This is a genomic window from Rhizobium deserti (assembly GCF_004358025.1).
Lineage (GTDB): Bacteria > Pseudomonadota > Alphaproteobacteria > Rhizobiales > Rhizobiaceae > Neorhizobium > Neorhizobium deserti.
Genome location: NZ_SMTL01000007.1, coordinates 64,024 through 79,817, shown reverse-complemented (window position 1 = coordinate 79,817; position 15,794 = coordinate 64,024). Strand labels below are relative to the sequence as shown.

19 protein-coding genes, 2 tRNA genes and 3 pseudogenes are annotated in these 15,794 nt (G+C 58.6%); 12 read left to right on the top strand and 12 right to left on the bottom strand.

All coding sequences use genetic code 11. The features are described 5' to 3' along the window. The first annotated feature begins 27 nt into the window (after positions 1-27). Positions 28-858, top strand: coding sequence for an APH(3'') family aminoglycoside O-phosphotransferase (locus tag E2F50_RS20110; protein ID WP_133317967.1), 831 nt, complete (start codon positions 28-30; stop codon positions 856-858). A gap of 119 nt (positions 859-977) precedes the next feature. Further along, positions 978-1,069, top strand: a tRNA-OTHER gene (locus E2F50_RS23020). Positions 1,070-1,198: 129 nt separating this feature from the next. Here the strand turns inward: E2F50_RS23020 and E2F50_RS20105 are convergent. Continuing rightward, positions 1,199-1,576 (bottom strand): bleomycin resistance protein, encoded by a 378-nt coding sequence (locus E2F50_RS20105; RefSeq protein WP_202615492.1) that lies wholly within the window; start codon positions 1,574-1,576, stop codon positions 1,199-1,201. Between the two features lie 170 nt (positions 1,577-1,746). Here E2F50_RS20105 and E2F50_RS20100 point away from each other — a divergent pair, with 170 nt between their 5' ends. Beyond that, positions 1,747-2,118, top strand: a complete 372-nt coding sequence (locus tag E2F50_RS20100; protein ID WP_133317965.1) for a DUF7674 family protein — start codon at positions 1,747-1,749, stop codon at positions 2,116-2,118. 174 nt (positions 2,119-2,292) lie between these two features. Further along, positions 2,293-2,386, top strand: a tRNA-OTHER gene (locus E2F50_RS23015). 98 nt (positions 2,387-2,484) lie between these two features. On the opposite strand, the gene E2F50_RS20095 is transcribed toward E2F50_RS23015, so the two are convergent. Both E2F50_RS20095 and E2F50_RS20090 read right to left on the bottom strand, forming a co-directional pair. Further along, the gene (locus tag E2F50_RS20095; protein WP_133317964.1) at positions 2,485-4,026 is read right to left on the bottom strand and encodes an FAD-dependent monooxygenase; all 1,542 of its coding nucleotides are present in this window, start codon (positions 4,024-4,026) and stop codon (positions 2,485-2,487) included. Between the two features lie 654 nt (positions 4,027-4,680). Beyond that, positions 4,681-5,412, bottom strand: a complete 732-nt coding sequence (locus E2F50_RS20090; RefSeq protein ID WP_133317963.1) for a carboxylesterase family protein — start codon at positions 5,410-5,412, stop codon at positions 4,681-4,683. A 588-nt stretch (positions 5,413-6,000) separates the two neighbouring features. Between E2F50_RS20090 and E2F50_RS20085 the strand changes: the two genes are divergently transcribed. Continuing rightward, positions 6,001-6,426 carry a hypothetical protein gene (locus E2F50_RS20085; RefSeq protein WP_133317962.1) on the top strand — a complete coding sequence of 142 codons (426 nt, stop codon included), beginning with the start codon at positions 6,001-6,003 and terminating at the stop codon, positions 6,424-6,426. A 28-nt stretch (positions 6,427-6,454) separates the two neighbouring features. Here the strand turns inward: E2F50_RS20085 and E2F50_RS20080 are convergent, their stop codons facing one another. Continuing rightward, complete coding sequence (locus tag E2F50_RS20080) at positions 6,455-6,742, bottom strand: SecDF P1 head subdomain-containing protein (RefSeq protein ID WP_425375412.1); 288 nt, start codon at positions 6,740-6,742, stop codon at positions 6,455-6,457. 76 nt (positions 6,743-6,818) lie between these two features. Between E2F50_RS20080 and E2F50_RS23460 the strand changes: the two genes are divergently transcribed. From E2F50_RS23460 to E2F50_RS20070, 3 genes are read left to right on the top strand one after another with little or no spacing between them, the layout of a single operon-like run. Continuing rightward, positions 6,819-7,136 carry a hypothetical protein gene (locus E2F50_RS23460; RefSeq protein WP_245515514.1) on the top strand — a complete coding sequence of 106 codons (318 nt, stop codon included), beginning with the start codon at positions 6,819-6,821 and terminating at the stop codon, positions 7,134-7,136. Beyond that, the gene (locus E2F50_RS23600) at positions 7,046-7,429 is read left to right on the top strand and encodes an SOS response-associated peptidase family protein (protein ID WP_342635747.1); all 384 of its coding nucleotides are present in this window, start codon (positions 7,046-7,048) and stop codon (positions 7,427-7,429) included. The genes E2F50_RS23460 and E2F50_RS23600 overlap by 91 nt, the downstream gene beginning before the upstream one ends. Before the next feature lie 24 nt (positions 7,430-7,453). After that, positions 7,454-8,098: an SOS response-associated peptidase gene (locus E2F50_RS20070; protein WP_133317960.1), complete on the top strand. Its 645-nt coding sequence runs from the start codon at positions 7,454-7,456 to the stop codon at positions 8,096-8,098. A gap of 46 nt (positions 8,099-8,144) precedes the next feature. Here E2F50_RS20070 and E2F50_RS20065 read toward each other — a convergent pair whose 3' ends face one another. Beyond that, a complete protein-coding gene (locus tag E2F50_RS20065; protein WP_133318097.1) occupies positions 8,145-8,768 on the bottom strand; it encodes a hypothetical protein in 624 nt (207 codons plus the stop codon). Positions 8,769-9,363: 595 nt separating this feature from the next. Here E2F50_RS20065 and E2F50_RS20055 point away from each other — a divergent pair. Further along, positions 9,364-9,585 carry a hypothetical protein gene (locus E2F50_RS20055; protein WP_133317959.1) on the top strand — a complete coding sequence of 74 codons (222 nt, stop codon included), beginning with the start codon at positions 9,364-9,366 and terminating at the stop codon, positions 9,583-9,585. Here the strand turns inward: E2F50_RS20055 and E2F50_RS20050 are convergent. After that, entirely contained in the window at positions 9,572-9,820 is a 249-nt protein-coding gene (locus E2F50_RS20050; RefSeq protein WP_133317958.1) for a hypothetical protein, read from the bottom strand. The genes E2F50_RS20055 and E2F50_RS20050 overlap by 14 nt on opposite strands. A 161-nt stretch (positions 9,821-9,981) precedes the next feature. On the opposite strand from E2F50_RS20050, the pseudogene E2F50_RS20045 reads away from it, so the two are divergent. Next, a pseudogene (locus E2F50_RS20045) lies at positions 9,982-10,184 on the top strand (hypothetical protein). Between the two features lie 52 nt (positions 10,185-10,236). Here the strand turns inward: E2F50_RS20045 and E2F50_RS20040 are convergent. Further along, a pseudogene (locus tag E2F50_RS20040) lies at positions 10,237-10,733 on the bottom strand (YciE/YciF ferroxidase family protein). 63 nt (positions 10,734-10,796) lie between these two features. Beyond that, positions 10,797-11,705 (bottom strand): annotated as a pseudogene (locus E2F50_RS20035) (PhnA-like protein). Between the two features lie 244 nt (positions 11,706-11,949). On the opposite strand from E2F50_RS20035, the gene E2F50_RS20030 reads away from it, so the two are divergent. Beyond that, positions 11,950-12,324, top strand: coding sequence for a response regulator (locus tag E2F50_RS20030; protein ID WP_202615491.1), 375 nt, complete (start codon positions 11,950-11,952; stop codon positions 12,322-12,324). A 1-nt stretch (position 12,325) separates the two neighbouring features. Here E2F50_RS20030 and E2F50_RS20025 read toward each other — a convergent pair whose 3' ends face one another. Both E2F50_RS20025 and E2F50_RS20020 read right to left on the bottom strand, forming a co-directional pair. Next, complete coding sequence (locus tag E2F50_RS20025; RefSeq protein WP_245515512.1) at positions 12,326-12,625, bottom strand: hypothetical protein; 300 nt, start codon at positions 12,623-12,625, stop codon at positions 12,326-12,328. Between the two features lie 90 nt (positions 12,626-12,715). Further along, positions 12,716-13,249, bottom strand: coding sequence for a DedA family protein (locus E2F50_RS20020; RefSeq protein WP_245515511.1), 534 nt, complete (start codon positions 13,247-13,249; stop codon positions 12,716-12,718). Positions 13,250-13,506: 257 nt separating this feature from the next. Between E2F50_RS20020 and E2F50_RS20015 the strand changes: the two genes are divergently transcribed. Further along, complete coding sequence (locus E2F50_RS20015) at positions 13,507-14,952, top strand: phospholipase D-like domain-containing protein (RefSeq protein WP_133317955.1); 1,446 nt, start codon at positions 13,507-13,509, stop codon at positions 14,950-14,952. Positions 14,953-15,002: 50 nt separating this feature from the next. Here the strand turns inward: E2F50_RS20015 and E2F50_RS20010 are convergent, their stop codons facing one another. Together E2F50_RS20010 and E2F50_RS20005 are read right to left on the bottom strand one after the other, a co-directional pair. Beyond that, entirely contained in the window at positions 15,003-15,362 is a 360-nt protein-coding gene (locus E2F50_RS20010; protein ID WP_245515510.1) for a hypothetical protein, read from the bottom strand. A gap of 119 nt (positions 15,363-15,481) precedes the next feature. Then, on the bottom strand, positions 15,482-15,721 hold the full coding sequence (locus E2F50_RS20005; RefSeq protein ID WP_133317954.1) for a hypothetical protein: 240 nt from the start codon (positions 15,719-15,721) through the stop codon (positions 15,482-15,484). Positions 15,722-15,794 lie beyond the last annotated feature (73 nt).

The window sequence follows — 15,794 nt, the reverse complement described above, 5'->3', positions numbered from 1 at the left end:
GATAATTCAAATTGCGGGACGGGAGCAATGTCTCCTATTGGTGTGACAAAGGGAGAATTTGATTTGGTCTACGGATTACTGGAGGACCCTAGTGCATGGGTTCCCGTCAGAAGCGGTGAATCTGGCGATCTCGTCTATCGCCATCACGATGGTCGTCGCTACGCGAAGATTGCCTCGCGCCCACGGCTTGATGGCCTTGTCGGCGAGCGCGACCGTCTAGCTTGGCTGTACGGCCGAGGCATAGCCTGCCCTGAGATGATCGATTGGCGGGAGACGGAAGAAGGGGCTTGCTTGACAATGACAGCAATCCCCGGAGTGCCGGCGGCCGATCTATCGGGGGCGGACCTGCTCAAAGCGTGGCCGTCTACGGCGCAGCAGCTTGGTATTATGCACAGCCTTCCCGTTGCCAAATGCCCTTTCGAGCGCCGTTTGTCACATATGTTCGGATGTGCTGTGGATGTCGTGTCCCGCAATGCCGTCAACCCAGACTTTCTGCCCGATGAAGACAAGGACAAACCGCAGCAGGAACTCTTGGCGCGTGTAGAACAGGAGCTACCGCTTCGGCTCGACCAGGAGCAAGCCGATATGGTCGTCTGTCATGGCGATCCTTGTATGCCTAACTTCATGGTGGACCCTCAAAGCCTGCGATGCACCGGGGTGATCGACTTGGGGCGGCTTGGAAACGCGGACCGCTACGCCGATTTGGCGCTCATGGTCGCCAACGCTGGGGAGAGCTGGACAACGCCGAATGAAGCGGAGCGCGCCTTCGCCATCCTGTTCAATGTACTGGAGATCAGCGCGCCAGACCGCGAACGCCTTGCCTTCTATTTGCGCCTTGATCCCCTGACCTGGGGCTAGTGACATTGTCTTCGGAGAACGAATGCCTTTGATCTTAAGGCCGAGAGGTTGGCGCAGAGCTGCCCGCGTGACCGGATTGAGCTGGGTTCAAACCCGTGCCTTCCTTGGCTATAGTTGAGAAAGGCGTGGCGGAGTGGTTTATCGCGGGCGGCCGTCCTCAGGGACCCGCTCCGGGCTTTACAGGCTCGCGCAGGTTCGAATCCTGTCGCCTCATTAGTTCACCTTCTATCGTTGTGATGTTTGGGTTGCCATGACTGCTAATGGCGCGAAGCGGACATGAAAGACTCCACCAAAGCCCCATCTGGAACACGACTCGCTTCAACGATATTAAGGGGCGGAGCTATTCGTGATCGTTTTGGATCAGCCGTATAAGTGTGCCATCAGGATCGATCAACGCGCCCATGCGCAGCCCGTTACTATCGATTACGGGTTTATGGGTTCGGGGTACTCCTTGGGTGGCTTCAGGGATGTTTTCAGCCAGGCACGTTGCGTAGAAAGCATCAAGGTCTTCAAGCCGGAGGCAGCAACTAAACCAGCTTGTTGCAGGATCTAAATGGGGGTGGAGGAAGAACTCTAGGTCGATACTACCTCGGGTGAGGATCATCCAACCTTCATCGCGCCAGCGCGCTTGGAACCCCAGGCTGGCATAGAATTGGAACGTCGCTTCAAAGTCGCGCGACGGCAGGTTGGGTGTGGCATGATCCATTAGCACCACCATACATCAAGCCGCAACGTCTGCAATTGGCGCTTCTGAGCCATGGCGGCTGTCGGCCCAAACCGTTCATCATAGCCGGATTGAAGGACATTGTTGATCATGCCTGGCAACAACCAGTATTATGCCGTTCACGTTCCCTACGGGACGCTGATGCGAAAAAACGGTGAAACCACATGAGTGCTTGGCGGCGCAAAGCCATCGAAGCTGCACCCGAACTCAGCCAAACTATTGAACGGTCTTGGTCGCCAATGGCTGCATGGATTGAGCTCCGGTTGTCATTCGAGCAAGCGGTGAAGCGTGGCGATATGCAACAACCTCGTCGTATCTTGGACTACGCCCGCTACTGCCTCGCAGCGCCAAGCGCAGAGATAAATACAGCCGTAGCCTTAGGCTTCATCGAGCATCTTGCCGAAGACGAGGTCGTACGTTCCCAGTTACCGAAACTGATTAGCGCAGCCGAGGTGAAGGATTGGCGGACACTTATGCTTAATCATGCTGGGGAAGAAGAGATCAAGAGGCTCGAAGCTGCATTTCGGCTAAAATGACGCCACCAATTACCTTGAGGGCAATGCCATCCAGAGAGTGGAAAGCGGGGTATGGTCTCTGAGTTTCGGGCGCAGTTCTTTCAGGCCGCGCCCGATGACCGCTTCTGGCGCGGAGCTACCAGCGTGACAACAGGGAGCCGGTTCAAAAGTGTACCTCCTTCGGCTATTGTTGGGGAAGGCGTGGCGGAGTGGTTTATCGCGGGCGGCCGTCCTCCGGGACCCGCTCCGGGCCTACGGGCTCGCGCAGGTTCGAATCATGTCGCCTTTTCAGTTCACCTTCTATCGTTGTCACTGTTTGGAGGGCCATGACCGCCAATGGCGCAAAGCGGAAGACGCCTTTCGCCTAAAGCGGTCAGCCGCTCAATTTTAAGTTTCACCAAACCATCGCGACGCTGTTTCGGTAAATCCCTGATAATCAGTGAAAGCTTTGCTGACCCATGCGACGAAGCCGTCGGGACGTAACAGCACTGCATCCAAGCCAAGCGGTTCCTTTGCCTTGCCTCCGATGTACGTGATGCGTGGAGCGAATGGCCGCACAAGCTCCTGCAGTGGTGACCTCTGGACAAAATCCAACAGCAATCCTTTTCCATCCCTGAGATGGTCACCAACCCTCGATCCGTCTGCAAGTTCGAAGTCAGGCGCACTCCGCCCAACCAACGGATGGTTGCCACCAAGATCGTAGCAAAGAGCGACGCCCCATACGCGTTCGGCAAAATAGGTTGCGCCGTCTTTCGTTTCGATCAGGTCACGGAAGATGGCTTCGAGCGCGCGAGAACTCGGGCTGGGCCGCATAGTCGCTACCTGGGCGCGGGACCAATCAAGGACTTGCGCTCCGACCGGATGTCTTTCGGTCATGTAGCTGTCCAGCAGGCCAACCGGCGCATCGCCGCGTATGGTTGCGGCAAGTTTCCAGCCAAGGTTCATTGCGTCGCCAAGCCCAAGATTAAGGCCTTGGCCGCCCAAAGGTGAATGGATGTGGGCTGCATCGCCAGCGAGCAGCACCCTCCCATTACGGTAGGTCGTCGCCTGGAAAGCACGGTCCGTCCATGTTGTCGCAAGATGAAGCGCCGTCACTGTGACATCAGTCCCCGATACATGACGTAACACCTTTTGCACATGATCGAGGGTGATCGGCTTTGTGCGATGGAAAGCGCCGCCATCGAAATCGACCATCGCGACGTTGCCAGGCTTTTGATAGGTAAACATACCCGTGTTGGTGTAGTGGCGGCCCGGCGGAAGTTGATCGCGATCAGTCATCTCGACCTGAACGGAATAGCCCGTGAACTCGGGATCGGTTCCGACAAATTCGAAGCCGCCAATCTTCCGCACCGTACTCCGGCCGCCATCGCATCCGACAAGCCAGAGCCCTTTGAATATCTGGCCACCGGCGTGAACAGTGACTCCAGCGTCCGACTGTTCGAAATCTTGGATACTCATACCGCGCTTTACCTCGACGCCCATCGCGGTTGCGCGGGCGGACATGACGGTTTCAACATGTTCCATGGTGGTTGCCATGCTGGTCGAGGCTGGACTGGGTAACCGATACTCCCAGCTCCCGGTATTAATCTTATCGTGGAAAAACTGGATGCCAGCAAAATGCCCGCCTGGGCGGCGTGCCTGATGCATCCAGTGTTCAGCAGTTGACGCGCCGCGATTGCGGGATTGCATTTCAGGACCTTGCGCCGCGCTGATGTGATCCAGCATCCCGCGTCGATAAAAGGCTTCGATGGTCGGGGCGGAGAGGCCACGCAGGCCGAACGGAAGTTGCTTCAGGGGCGAACGAGGGTCTTCTGTCTGTTCCAGAACTCCTACCGACACGCCTGCCAGGCGAAGCTCGCACGCTAGAAAAAGGCCGACAGGTCCGGCACCGGCAATCACCACGTCATAGGTTGAGTGAAGATCATTCATAAACTGCTCCCAATGGTCGTTCGACCGGAGCGGTTCATCGTTTTGAGAACCACACGGACGAACATGGGACGCCTTACAGCGTCCGTTGCTCGTCGTGGGACTCATGCTTTACGCAAGGACAGAGCTTTCGTTTCCGAAAGGATTTGGGCTAAACCACACCAAATCTGCCTTTTTCGACATAAGGTTTGTATCGCAGACAGGGGCGATCTGCAACGGCAGACCTCTCTCTTATGTCCGCTGTAGATCGCCCGGCTGAATTGTGATTGCAGTTGGCATCCCTCAGGTCGATGAGGGCGAACTGGTGACGTTCAACTTCATGACGCAGAGTGAGGCAGATGCATTCAACGCATCGGTTTGAGAGGTCGCTTGAGGGTTTTCCTGAGAGCGACGTGCGTAAGCGGATGTGGATGCCTGTATCGGAAGCCGCACGGGTGGTTCGTCAGCGAGAAATAAGCGACATTCTCAAGCGCTTCAGGTGAGGCATGTTTAGGCAACCGCGTCTGACGGTGGTGACCCACCGCAAGCGCAGTGGGTCACGGATCAGAGTTTCTGCAGACCTAAGCCTCGACAATGCTCTCGACAGCATGAACAAGCAAGCTTCTACGACGATGACGGCCCCCACTGTTGAGGGTCAGGCTCTCATTGGCACCACGTCTACTTCGGGTTTGTCTCCAGGCGCTGTCTTAAAAGCCAGTTCCAAAGGTCAGCGTCTTCCAAAGCTGCTCTTTCGACTTCAGAATGGTCTATACCCTCCAGAACACTGAGACGTACAGTGCGCTTCAGGGCTTTCAAGCGTTCGAACATGATGATGGAGTCCGAAAGGAGGATCACATCGTCATCGGTCCCGTGGAAAACCCAAAAAGCTGCTTTCGCGTTTGTCCTGCTCAGGTAGTGGCGGTTGCCGCCACCGGCGATTGGGACAACAGCGGCAAATCTGTCAGGAAACTGTTCCGCCATCGCCCAGGCTCCGAACCCGCCACGGCTGTAGCCCACGACATAGACACGAGTGCGATCAACGCGGTGTTTGGAGATGACGTCCTCAAGTGCTGCTTCCACCTTTTCGATGGGATAAAGAAGCTCATCGCTCGGATTCTGGGGTGAAAAGACGAGAAACGGGAATTGCTTTCCCTCTTCGATCATCTTCGGAAGCCCACTTGACTTCAGCTTGTTAACGTCACTTCCTCCCTGATCACCTCCATGCAGCCACACAACGAGAGGATATGTGTCGTTTGATGTCTCATAACCCTCAGGCGTGTACATCAGGTAGTTGAGGTCGTTCTTTATTGTAGTCGTTGACGTCGCAGCTGCTTGAGCAGCATGCGCCCCACTGAAAACGCATAGGCTCAAGGCAGCGCCCAAAGCTGCAAAAACAATCCTTCCAGTCATTCTTTCCTCCTCTACGCCCACACACCATTCATCTGGCTGTCATTTTCCGCCGATGCGTTGCGTGGGAGAGCAGAAGATGTGTCTGTGGCAGGCCTCCGTCCAGTTTGAAAATGGGAAGTAATCTCAAATTCCTGCTTTTGCCGAAGAAGCCTGGACTGGGAGTCCACCTTGCGACCGAGTCTGCTCTCGGCCCGAAGCGGACGGTACTGGGCCATGAACCCAAAAGGTCATTGGCACGGAGAACGAGTTTTGGGGCGAAAGGCATGGATCGAAGGTAGACGTTCGAAATGAGGACCGTCTTGTTTCCATAGGGCAAACAAGAGGAAATGCAGGTTGGCATCAGATGCCGGTTCGACGCCTATTATTAATGCGTGCAGCGCCGACATTCTGGCTGCCTCGACTGAAGGGATGATCCACACCTTCTGGCGGACTGTTCCTTCTACCCTCAAAAGCCATGACCTTGTCAGGGTCGTGATTTCGGGGAGCGGTCGAGATTGAGGAATACGCCCCAGCAGCTATTATGCCGAGACCATGAGGATTTGAACACCGTCGCCCGATCGAAGGGCGCCGACAGGAGTGTATCAGAGCGTGAGCGGACCGTCTCGTCACAACCGCCGACCGCCCGATCACATGGGGATCAACGGCTACACCGAGCGTCTCGCTCGTCGTGTGCCAGCGACCTATGATCTGAGCCGCGACCCCAGCGTACCGCTGTTGTCGCGAGGGATCGCAGGGCTTGTGTCCGCGTACGAGCGAGCCCCTCTCCTTTGGTGGCTGCACGAGCTTCTTGTCATCCCGATGTTCATCGACAGCCTTCCTCTGTGGCTTGCTCGACGCTTGGCTTTCGCGTTGGCGGGCCGTGAGCGTGGAGATGACGATCGTGATCTGGACGTGCGGGAGCTACCGTCATCGGGATGGGCGGGTAGCCTCCTCGTGGCTCTCGTTTGGCTGATCAACGTTCTCGTTGCGTCCGCCGTTCTGGCCTGGCTGCTGCTGGCACCCAGTGCAAGCTGAGCCGAGTAAAGGGCTTGCATGGTCGAAGCTAATCAGCTGGAGCGACCGTGAGAACGGACCGCCCACTTGCCAACCGGGCAGACAGAGCGTCGGCGGCTTTTGCACTCGCCAGTCCACTAATGGGGAAAGACCCGCTGACCACGGGGTCCCGGATCACGCGCGTAGCGCTCACCTCACCATCGATCAAAATGTTGATCGGCTTCTGCAGGTGGTCGCGCGTGAACTTAGCGAACGCCTGCGCCCTTTCGCGATCCAAGCGGACGAGGACGCTGCCTTGCTGGCTGGTCTCGCCAAACATGGGTCGAGCATCCGCCACTCCGAGTTCAATGACTTGTGCGGCAACCGGGGACGCAACAAGGCTGTTCGCCGTCACGAAAAGCCTTCAGGAGATCGTGGACCACTTCGGTGTCGACGTGCCGTCCTCAGCTGAGGTGCCGAGCGAAACGATCGAGGGGACACCGGGCTCTGTCGTTTTCGAAAAGGACGGTCTGCGTGTTCTCAAGTCCATACCATGGGGCTTCCCGCGGAAAGTCCGTGGCGAGCCACCGACCAGTATCGGCCTCGTCGCCGATCTCACAAATCCTATGTGGGAACAGACGGTCGTTGACCATCGCTATCGGTGCCTCATCACGCTGACCCACTTCGCCAACCCGGACGGCCCGAAGGGCGAGAAGACCCGCACCTGGTTTTCGAAAACCGTCAGCCGTTGACGGCTTGGGCGGGCTTTTGCAGGAAGAACACGCCTGAGTTCGGACCGGTCTTCGCTGGAATGACGGGAGAGGCGACCGAAAAGATCAGGCCGTACAGCGACCGCATGCCCATCCTCTTGAAGCCGGAAGACTACGAGACCTGGCTCCACGGGGACGTACAGGATGTTATCCGGTTCCAGTTTCGGCGGCCGCCGCCCTCCGACGATTTCGAAATCCTCGAGACGATGGACCGGTGGCAGAGCGGCGTGCCGCCGACAAAGGCTTTCCCGCGCAAGGGCGACATGCTTATGTAACGCCCTGTCCACGGAGGCGAGCGTATGTGTAATCTGTATACGGTTCGGAAGTCAGCTGCCGAAGTCGCCGCGCACTTCGGTGTGGCCAACCCGTTACAGACCAATGCACCCGAAGAAGTCTACCCGGGGACCCCGGGCATGGTCGTCATCGAGGCTGACGGCGCGCGTGAGCTGAGGTCGATGACGTGGGGCTTCCCGATGCGGTTCGCGACCATGAAACCAGACGCGAAACCAAAGCCCGTAAACAACATCACCGACTTGACGAAGGGGACGTGGATTGGGCTGGCGCGAAAGCCGCAGTGGCGTTGCCTGATACCCGTGTCGCACTTCGCAGAAGCCGAAGGTGAAAAAGGCAGGATGACGCGAACATGGTTCTCGCATAGGGACGACCCGATCTTCGCGTGGGCGGGCCTGTGGCGGGTCAGTGACGAATGGGGACCCGTGTACAGCGGCGTGATGACCGATGCGAACGCAGCGATCCAGCCTGTTCACAACCGGATGCCCGTCCTTCTCCAACGGGACGAGTATGAGCGGTGGCTCCACGGAAGTTTCGACGAGGCACTCGCGTTTCAAAAGCGGACGTTCCCACCCGAGCTTATTGTCACTGACCGCACCGACGAGCTTTGGGCCAAGAAGAAGGCGAGCGGAGATATGCCGACCCTTCTGTAACGCCGTTGCCGTCACGCCTGCTATCAGCGTCGTCCCGACACAACCGTCACCGCAGCAGGCCGTCGCGGTCGAACTCTTCCCAGTCCGAAAGGTTCGTAGCCGCGGTCTCTGATTTCGCGGTGGCCTCTTCATCGGACTTCTTTTTCAACGACCGCGTCAGCTTTGCCTTGTAGGCGGCTCGCCTGCGGTTCTCGGCCGCGGCCGCGATATCGTCCTCCCGCCATTCGTCGACCGCGCCGCTGTCCAGGAGTTCTTCCACGACCTTCGGATCGAAGACATGGAAGGTGATCTGCCTGGCGCGGCCCGCCAGCCGTACCGTCCTTGTCCCAGCGCTGGGAAGGCGACCGTCGGCAAGCCAGCGGTGTCTCTCGACCGGCTTGATCGTCAGGATGTCCTGAATCTCTCGTGGGATCACGGGCAGGGTTTCGATGTCCTTCATTGCCGCGGAAACCACCCCAGCTGCCGCATTGAATTCCGACCTCGCATCGGCCGTCATCCCGAGAACGAGCTCCCCGGATTCGAGAACCAGGGACTTCTTCGAGGATACCGGAAGCCTTGCACGCATCTCGAGGAGTATTCCGTGCGCGCGCACCGATGAGCCGAGCGTGGCCTTTGAGGGCAGCGTCCAGGTCCTGAGGAGTTCGATGTCGTTTTTCTCGTGCTTCGGCATGCTTTCCAAATAGGTTTGGCGACCCGTCAATTCAACGCAAGGCGGCGGCCTGCTAGCGACGAGCTGGCCTATGTCACGGCTCTCAGGCATGTTCAGTGACGAGAACCAGTCGGCGTATGGCGTGTTCTTTGCCATATGCCTGTTGTAGTCAGGAATTCCGTCAATCCACCAGACCGGTCCGCGTTCGCCGAGTGCGACCTTGGCCGCGTCCACCCGCTTGCGAGCCTCCGATGTCGCAACGCTTTGGCCCCTGGCATCCCGCACCGCCCGACGAGCGGACATCAGTTCTTTGACGAGGCTTTCCCGCTCGTCGTCGCCGAGACCCGGATTGCTCTTGCGCCAAAGTCGGCCGCGCACCACGAAATATCTTCCGTCGGGAGTGTCCGGGTGCTGGACCGGGCCATCGGTTTTTCGCTTCATGCCAAAGGAACCAACACGGGCCGAATTGGTTTCGGACGAGAGGTCGCGGCGTGTCAAGCGGACACGACGGAGATGGTGGACGCAGCGGTTTTTCCGATTCTCGCTGCGGGCAACGAAACGCCAGGCGAGCACCCGACCCGTCCGCCGCGTCCTCGTCCAGCCGACAGGGAAAGCGATGATCGACCCACCGACAGGAAAACCCGACAGTCCGGAGCGCAAGGTCGAACTGGAGCAGACCGTCGACTACGCCGTCCAGCTTTTGCTTGAGGAAGCCCATACGCTCGGATGGCAGCGGGTCGAATTCCTGACAGCCGTCATGGACGCTGCGAACAACCAGTTGTCGGCGATCGAGGAAGAGCGCGAGCTCGAGGAAGCGTCTCCGCTTACGTCTTCCTGATCGTCGACCTCGACGCCGCATCGCGGATCATCTTCTCGGTTTCCAGGTTCGTGTTCAGAGACAGCATGTGACAGTCCGCGACATCCACCAGGGCCGCCGCCACTTCGGCTTCGCCCCAGCCTGCGGCCACCGCCTGATCTGCAAGGGACGCGAACGCCGCTTCGACCGCTTCCTGACAGCTAAGAAAACGGTCGGGGTAATCGGTCTGCGTTTTCGGACCCGAGATATCTGTCATTCCCTAATGTAATCGAGTCGACGGGACGGGCTTCAAGGCCGGCCGTCGCGGATATGTAACTTTTCAGCTTTCGGAGCGTTCAGGCGATGAGGCCGAGACCGACAGCAAGGCTGTCAAAAGGAGGAAACGGAATGGGGGATAACTAGAAAGCCGAGGTAAGGCTGGGCCTAGAGAACCTTGTGGACAGAGCCGTGGTGACGGGAGCCAGCCAAGCTGATGTCTTTGCAGTCGTCGACGAGGAGCTGGCCGGCTACGTGTCGCTTTGGATAAAGACCCCGACCCGGCGGAAGACGGTACGCAAGAAATGATCGAGGAGCCTGCGAACGACTGGCCCGCCGCATCGGGGGATCAAACCTCTACCTGATGGCTAGAAGCGGAGGTTGCGGGGCTCCGCTCAACGAAGTCCCCGCTGATGCTTACTCGGCTTTCTGGTTCACGACGGAGGTCGCGATCGACGTCAGCGCGATATCGGTTGCCTGTTCCTCGTCCAGCGTGGTCTGCAGAAGCTTGGCGGCGTCTTTCATCCCAAGCTCGAGCGCCCACGTCCGCAGCGTACCGTAGCGTCCCATTTCTCGTAGTGCTCGACGGCCTGTGCCGCCGCAAGAAGGCCCGCGTCGAGAGCGGGCGAGCCTTCGTATTCCTTCATGATCTCGTCGCCTTCGTCGGTGATCCCGAGTATCGCTGCACAGGTCTTCTTCTGCGGCTTTTCGCCGATGATCTTGAAGACTTCCTCGAGGCGCTCGACATGGACCTTGGTTTCCGCCAGATGCTTGACGAAGGCTGTCTTGAGCTCCTTGCTCTTGGCCGCTTTCTCCATCTTGGGCAGCGTGTCCACGATCTTGTTTTCCGCGAAATAGACGTCTTTGAGAGTGTCGTTGAACAGCTCGTCGAGCTTCTTGATTTCCTTGGCCATGATGATTTTCTTTACAATGCGGGATGACCATCGGATAATTCCGATGGTCTTAGATTCAGATGATTAGACAGCGCGGCGCGCCGAAGCGGCTGTGACCAGAAGGCCGTTCTTCTTGGTGCCTGATACACCTCCGAACCACGCGGCGGCGGCGCCGAGGGCGAGAGCGATGAAGCCGAGGATCGCACCTGCCGATACCGCGGCGGTCGCGGTCTGTGCCGCTTCGATCGCCTGCTGCTTGGCGGCCTCCATGTTCTCGCGATAGGTCTTCTCGTACTGCTCGACCTGGGTTCGGGCCTGATCGACCGGGATACCCTGAGCCTTGGCAACCGAATCGGCGGCACGGGCGCGGGCCTCGTCGGCCTTGGCCTGGTCTCCCGTTACCAGAGCCTGCACGGAAGACACGGCAGCGCTCTGGAGGGCCTGCGGATCGTTACCCGTCGAAGACCGGATTTGCTGTTCGATCCCCGCCAGCGGATTGGCGGAATTGGCAAGGGCCGGCGCGGCGGTCGTTGCCGCGGTGGCGGCGGTCTGACCGACACCGCTGACGATGCTGGTGAGGCCGTTGAACGCGCCGCCGATCAGCATGCCGACCGAGGTGGTCAGCAGATAGAGGACGACCAGCGTCGTGACGGCCCAGCTTGTCAGCCCATGATATCCACCTGTCGAATTGCTGGGACGGCCCGACAGGCGACTTGCAACATAGCCGCCGAGAAACGATGCAATGATTCCCGCGACTACGAACCAGATGCCGCCGCCGATGGAAAACGAGCTTGCGTCCGGATTGTCGGATGTCGCGGGGTCAAGAACGGCTGCGCCGATCCCGACACCGAGCAGATTGAGAAGGAACTGGGCGGCAAGCGCTATCGCTACGCCAGCGAAAATCGCGCCTCAGCTGACCTTGTTGTAAGCCGCGGTCGCCGACGCGCTGCCATGGGTTTCGTGAGATAGGTGGGTTGATACGGGGATGGTCATTGGTTTCCTCCAGCCATTATTCACGAACTCGTGAGTGCGCCGGTAACGCCTTGGTCCATCACAAGTTCCGAATATGCCTGGAGCCGCCGGCCATCCGTAAGCGCCATGACGACAGGAAGGCTTCGGAACACAAGTCAAGCTTCGGAGTTCGTAGGCGCACGGCCCGCCGGGATGGGTCACAACTGCAGAGCGCATTAGTCGTATCGGCGACATGAACTGCCGGGGATTTGGGATAAGGGGAAGAATGAACGAGACTGCTACAGGTAAAACGATGGTCCTCATTGTCGAGGACGAGCCCCTTATACGCATGGGCGTTGCGGACTACGTCGGCGACACCGGGTTCGCGACGCTCGAGGCGGGGAGCGGAGACGAGGCGTTGGCCGTACTTTCGGGGAGGAGCGACATCGACGTCGTGTTCACGGATGTCAACATGCCCGGCAAGGTCGACGGCATGGCCCTGTCGCGCCTCATCTCGGAACGGTGGCCGCGGATCGGAGTGATCATCACTTCGGGAATGGTGAGGCCGAGAGCTACCGATCTCTCCCCAGGCGCGGTGTTTTTTACCAAGCCCTACGACTTCAAGAACCTCGTGGACTCGATAAGATCATTCGCCGCCTGATCTACAGACGCTCCGCCGACAGTGAGCGGACGACGATCTCGTCCTGCTGGAAGCGACGCTCTAGTTCGACCCTGTAGCTAGCCCACCAGTCGCGGTCCAGTTCGTCCGCCATGACTTCCGCGACCACGATCGCGTCCTCCTCCAATTCGCCTCCGTCCTTCCAAAGTCCCTCCGCGGGCGCGTTGCGGTAGAAAGTCAGGCCGCCGAAGCGCGTCGCTAGCTCCTCGCGGACCTCGAGAAACAGCTTGCTGGAACTTTCTCCGTCGCCCGGTAACGGAAGCAGAATCTGGATCAAGTGCATCGGAATCTCCTGCGGTGTGTCCGAGAGCTACCACAACCGCGATACCCCGCTTCCGGGACAAGCGGTTCACAGCAAGAAGGTTCAATTACCTCAACGTTTGAAGGTGATGACACGATAAAGGTATGCGATGATCAGCAGGCACAGCACGGTCGTGGCTATCGGATCGACGTAGTTCTTCACCGTCTCGTAGGCTTGTCCCAAGCCGTACCCGGCCAGAGCTAAGGTAGCTGTCCAGATCACGCTTCCCACCGCCGAGAACACGCAGAACTGCCAGAACGGCATCCTCGCGATGCCAGCAGGGACGGAAATCAGCGTCCGCACGGTGGGGATCAGGCGTCCGACGAGCACCGATATGTTTCCGTGTTCCCGAAATCTATCGCTCGCAGTGTCGATATCGGTCGGCGACATGGTCAGCCATCGGCCGTGCTTGGCCGCAAACGCCTTGAGTTTTTCCGCACCCACCTTTCGGGCCAGGAAATACCACGGCATGATGCCCAACAGCGACCCGGTCGATCCGGCCGCAATCACGGTGACAATGCCCATGTCCCCTTGCGTCGAAAGATAGCCTGCCAAAGGCATGATCAGTTCCGACGGGATAGGCGGAAAGATGTTTTCGAGAAACATCAGAAGTCCGATTCCGAGCGCGCCGAAACGCTCCATTGTCGCTTGAACGAATGCCTCCACAGATCAGCGCTCCCTCACGCACCGAGTTCTTCGTTCGTCCCAAACCCCATCGGTCGCCCTGCTGCTAGATATCATTTTTGGTCCCGACAATTGGAGATGGTGACTCTGACGTTTGAGAGCTTGAGGGACTTTTGTGCGGAGCTATCGACGGGCGTAGCGCCGCCCCTATATCGGTAGGCGACATAGGGGAACCGTGAATGACATCAATACTTGTCGAAGGCGAAACGTGCTGGCGAATCCGCAAAGCCGAACGTGCGACAGTTATCGTCGATGCCGCCGGATTCTTCGAACATGCGCGCAGTGCGATGCTGAAAGCGGAGCGGTCGATCATGATGGTTGGCTGGGATTTCGACACGAGGATCGATCTGGTTACAGAGCAACCCAAGGACGACGCCCCTCAGAAACTGGGGAGCTTCCTCAATTGGCTGGCGAAGCGGCGGGATGGGCTGAACATCCGAATCCTGAAATGGGATATCGGCATGATCAATTCGATCACCCGAGGCGAAACCCCGTTCTACGTGTTGAGCTGGATGTTCTCGAAGCGGGTCCAGCTCAAGCTCGACGGCGCGCATCCATCGCTGTCCGCCCACCACATGAAGCTCCTCATCATCGACGATAAAGTGGCTTTCTGCGGCGGGATCGACATGACCGTCGGCCGCTGGGACACGCGCGACCACGTCGAGAACGACAAGCGCAGGCGCTCACCTATGGGGTTCGCGCAGGGTCCGTGGCACGATGCGACGACGTGCTTCTCGGGCCCGGCTGCGGCAACTCTCGGGGAACTGGCTCGTGTCAGATGGGAGCATGCGACTAAGGAGAAGCTCGATCCTGTCGAAACGGCCTCCGATCCGTGGCCCGACGATCTACATGTCGATCTCCGCGATGTCGGTATCGCGATCGCACGGACCCTGCCCGAATACGAGGGGCAGCAGCAGGTCAGCGAGATCGAGGCGGCCAAGCTCGCTATGATAAGGGCCGCTAGAAAGACGCTCTACATCGAGAGCCAGTATTTCGCCTCGCGGGTCGTCGCCGAGGCGATTGCCAAGCGGCTAGGCGAGGAAGAAGGTCCCGAAATCGTCGTGATCAACCCCGAGGGCGCGGAGGGCTGGCTTGAGGCCCAGTTCATGGACACGGCTCGCATCAAGCTCATGCATCTGGTCAAACAAGCAGACAGCTATGGCCGATTCAGAATTCTATATCCGGTGAACGATGCGCGGACATCGATTTACGTCCACGCCAAGATCATGATCGCGGACGACCTCGTTTTGAAGCTGGGATCGGCCAACCTAAACAACCGGTCCATGGGGTACGATACGGAGAGCGACGTCATTGTCGAGGCGTCAGTGAGCGGCGACGAAGTATCCGAGAAAATTTCCGCGTACCGCAACGAGCTCGTCGCCGAACATATTGGGTGCGACCCTTCTGCCGTAAAGATGGAACTCGAGAAACACGGGTCTCTGATCCACGCGATCGAATCGCTCAACCGTTCCGACAGCCGCGGTCTCGTGGAGGTCCAGATGAGGGAACTGACCGCTGCCGAGGAAGCACTCGCGGATTCCGATGTCGCCGATCCGGAGAGACCGATGGGAGTTGCGAAAAGGATGTCGGGATACCTGCGCCGTCGACGCTACACCCACGCCTGATCTTTTCAGGTCGTGAGGGTTTCCGGTATCGGTGATCGATTCGCCCTCCTTCAGCGCCTTCTGGCAGCTGGCTCCACTCGCCTCTTCCCGTCGCCGTGATGCCCGGCCTGCACGGCTGGCCATATAGACAGACGTAGCAGCTCATCCAGCGACTTCAGTGCTGCGACGACATCCGAGTACCTGACGGCATCCGGAAGTTCTGGCGGATGCCGGAGGAGCGGAGCGGATTCGACGGCGAACAAGTCCGAAGCCCACGATGCCAGCACGGCTCGTTGCTCCGCCGTCGGCAGGGACGAGTTAACGACATCGGCGGGCGTTCGGAAGTGGCGATAGGGCTGGAGGAAATGCGAAACCGAGAGCGCGTCCGCATTGCCGTCGGAGGTATTCGCAAGCGAGTTTTCAATCATCATCGCTGTCTCCAAAACTTCCACTGGAACAGAAATCCGTGAGGACAAAACAGGATTTAGTTAAGCGATAACAAGCCGCAAGAGCCCGGGCGTGCCTGTGTAGCACCCGATGGATGCCCCCGTCACAGGTTGACGCGCGCTCGGCTGAATTCATCCTGGAAGGCGCGTCGCATCGTCAGAAAGAGGGCCTCGTCGATCGGCAGTCTCTGCCGATTGAATGGATCGTCGGCCACGATTGCGATGGTGCATTCGACAAGGGCGCGCATTGTCGTCTTGTCGGGTGAAAAATGCCATGCCATCTGCTCAAGCGTGCGTCGAAGGTCGCGTTGAGAGGGAAGGTAAGGAGAGGTGGAGTTGGGCATCTGAAACTCCATGGAAGTGATTGAAGGATTTGCGGGACAATAGGCCAATTGATCTTGCTGTCACGCAATTTCA

Bases quoted from the DNA above. Each gene is read 5' to 3' on its own strand.
- E2F50_RS20020 (WP_245515511.1), bottom strand. From the start codon at position 13,249: ATGTTTCTCGAAAACATCTTTCCGCCTATCCCGTCGGAACTGATCATG.
- E2F50_RS20110 (WP_133317967.1), top strand. From the start codon at position 28: ATGTCTCCTATTGGTGTGACAAAGGGAGAATTTGATTTGGTCTACGGA.
- E2F50_RS20105 (WP_202615492.1), bottom strand. From the start codon at position 1,576: ATGGTGGTGCTAATGGATCATGCCACACCCAACCTGCCGTCGCGCGAC.
- E2F50_RS20100 (WP_133317965.1), top strand. From the start codon at position 1,747: ATGAGTGCTTGGCGGCGCAAAGCCATCGAAGCTGCACCCGAACTCAGC.
- E2F50_RS20065 (WP_133318097.1), bottom strand. From the start codon at position 8,768: ATGCCGAAGCACGAGAAAAACGACATCGAACTCCTCAGGACCTGGACG.
- E2F50_RS20030 (WP_202615491.1), top strand. From the start codon at position 11,950: ATGAACGAGACTGCTACAGGTAAAACGATGGTCCTCATTGTCGAGGAC.
- E2F50_RS20070 (WP_133317960.1), top strand. From the start codon at position 7,454: ATGTGTAATCTGTATACGGTTCGGAAGTCAGCTGCCGAAGTCGCCGCG.
- E2F50_RS20055 (WP_133317959.1), top strand. From the start codon at position 9,364: ATGATCGACCCACCGACAGGAAAACCCGACAGTCCGGAGCGCAAGGTC.
- E2F50_RS20015 (WP_133317955.1), top strand. From the start codon at position 13,507: ATGACATCAATACTTGTCGAAGGCGAAACGTGCTGGCGAATCCGCAAA.
- E2F50_RS20090 (WP_133317963.1), bottom strand. From the start codon at position 5,412: ATGACTGGAAGGATTGTTTTTGCAGCTTTGGGCGCTGCCTTGAGCCTA.
- E2F50_RS20025 (WP_245515512.1), bottom strand. From the start codon at position 12,625: ATGCACTTGATCCAGATTCTGCTTCCGTTACCGGGCGACGGAGAAAGT.
- E2F50_RS20010 (WP_245515510.1), bottom strand. From the start codon at position 15,362: ATGATGATTGAAAACTCGCTTGCGAATACCTCCGACGGCAATGCGGAC.
- E2F50_RS20005 (WP_133317954.1), bottom strand. From the start codon at position 15,721: ATGCCCAACTCCACCTCTCCTTACCTTCCCTCTCAACGCGACCTTCGA.
- E2F50_RS20095 (WP_133317964.1), bottom strand. From the start codon at position 4,026: ATGAATGATCTTCACTCAACCTATGACGTGGTGATTGCCGGTGCCGGA.
- E2F50_RS20050 (WP_133317958.1), bottom strand. From the start codon at position 9,820: ATGACAGATATCTCGGGTCCGAAAACGCAGACCGATTACCCCGACCGT.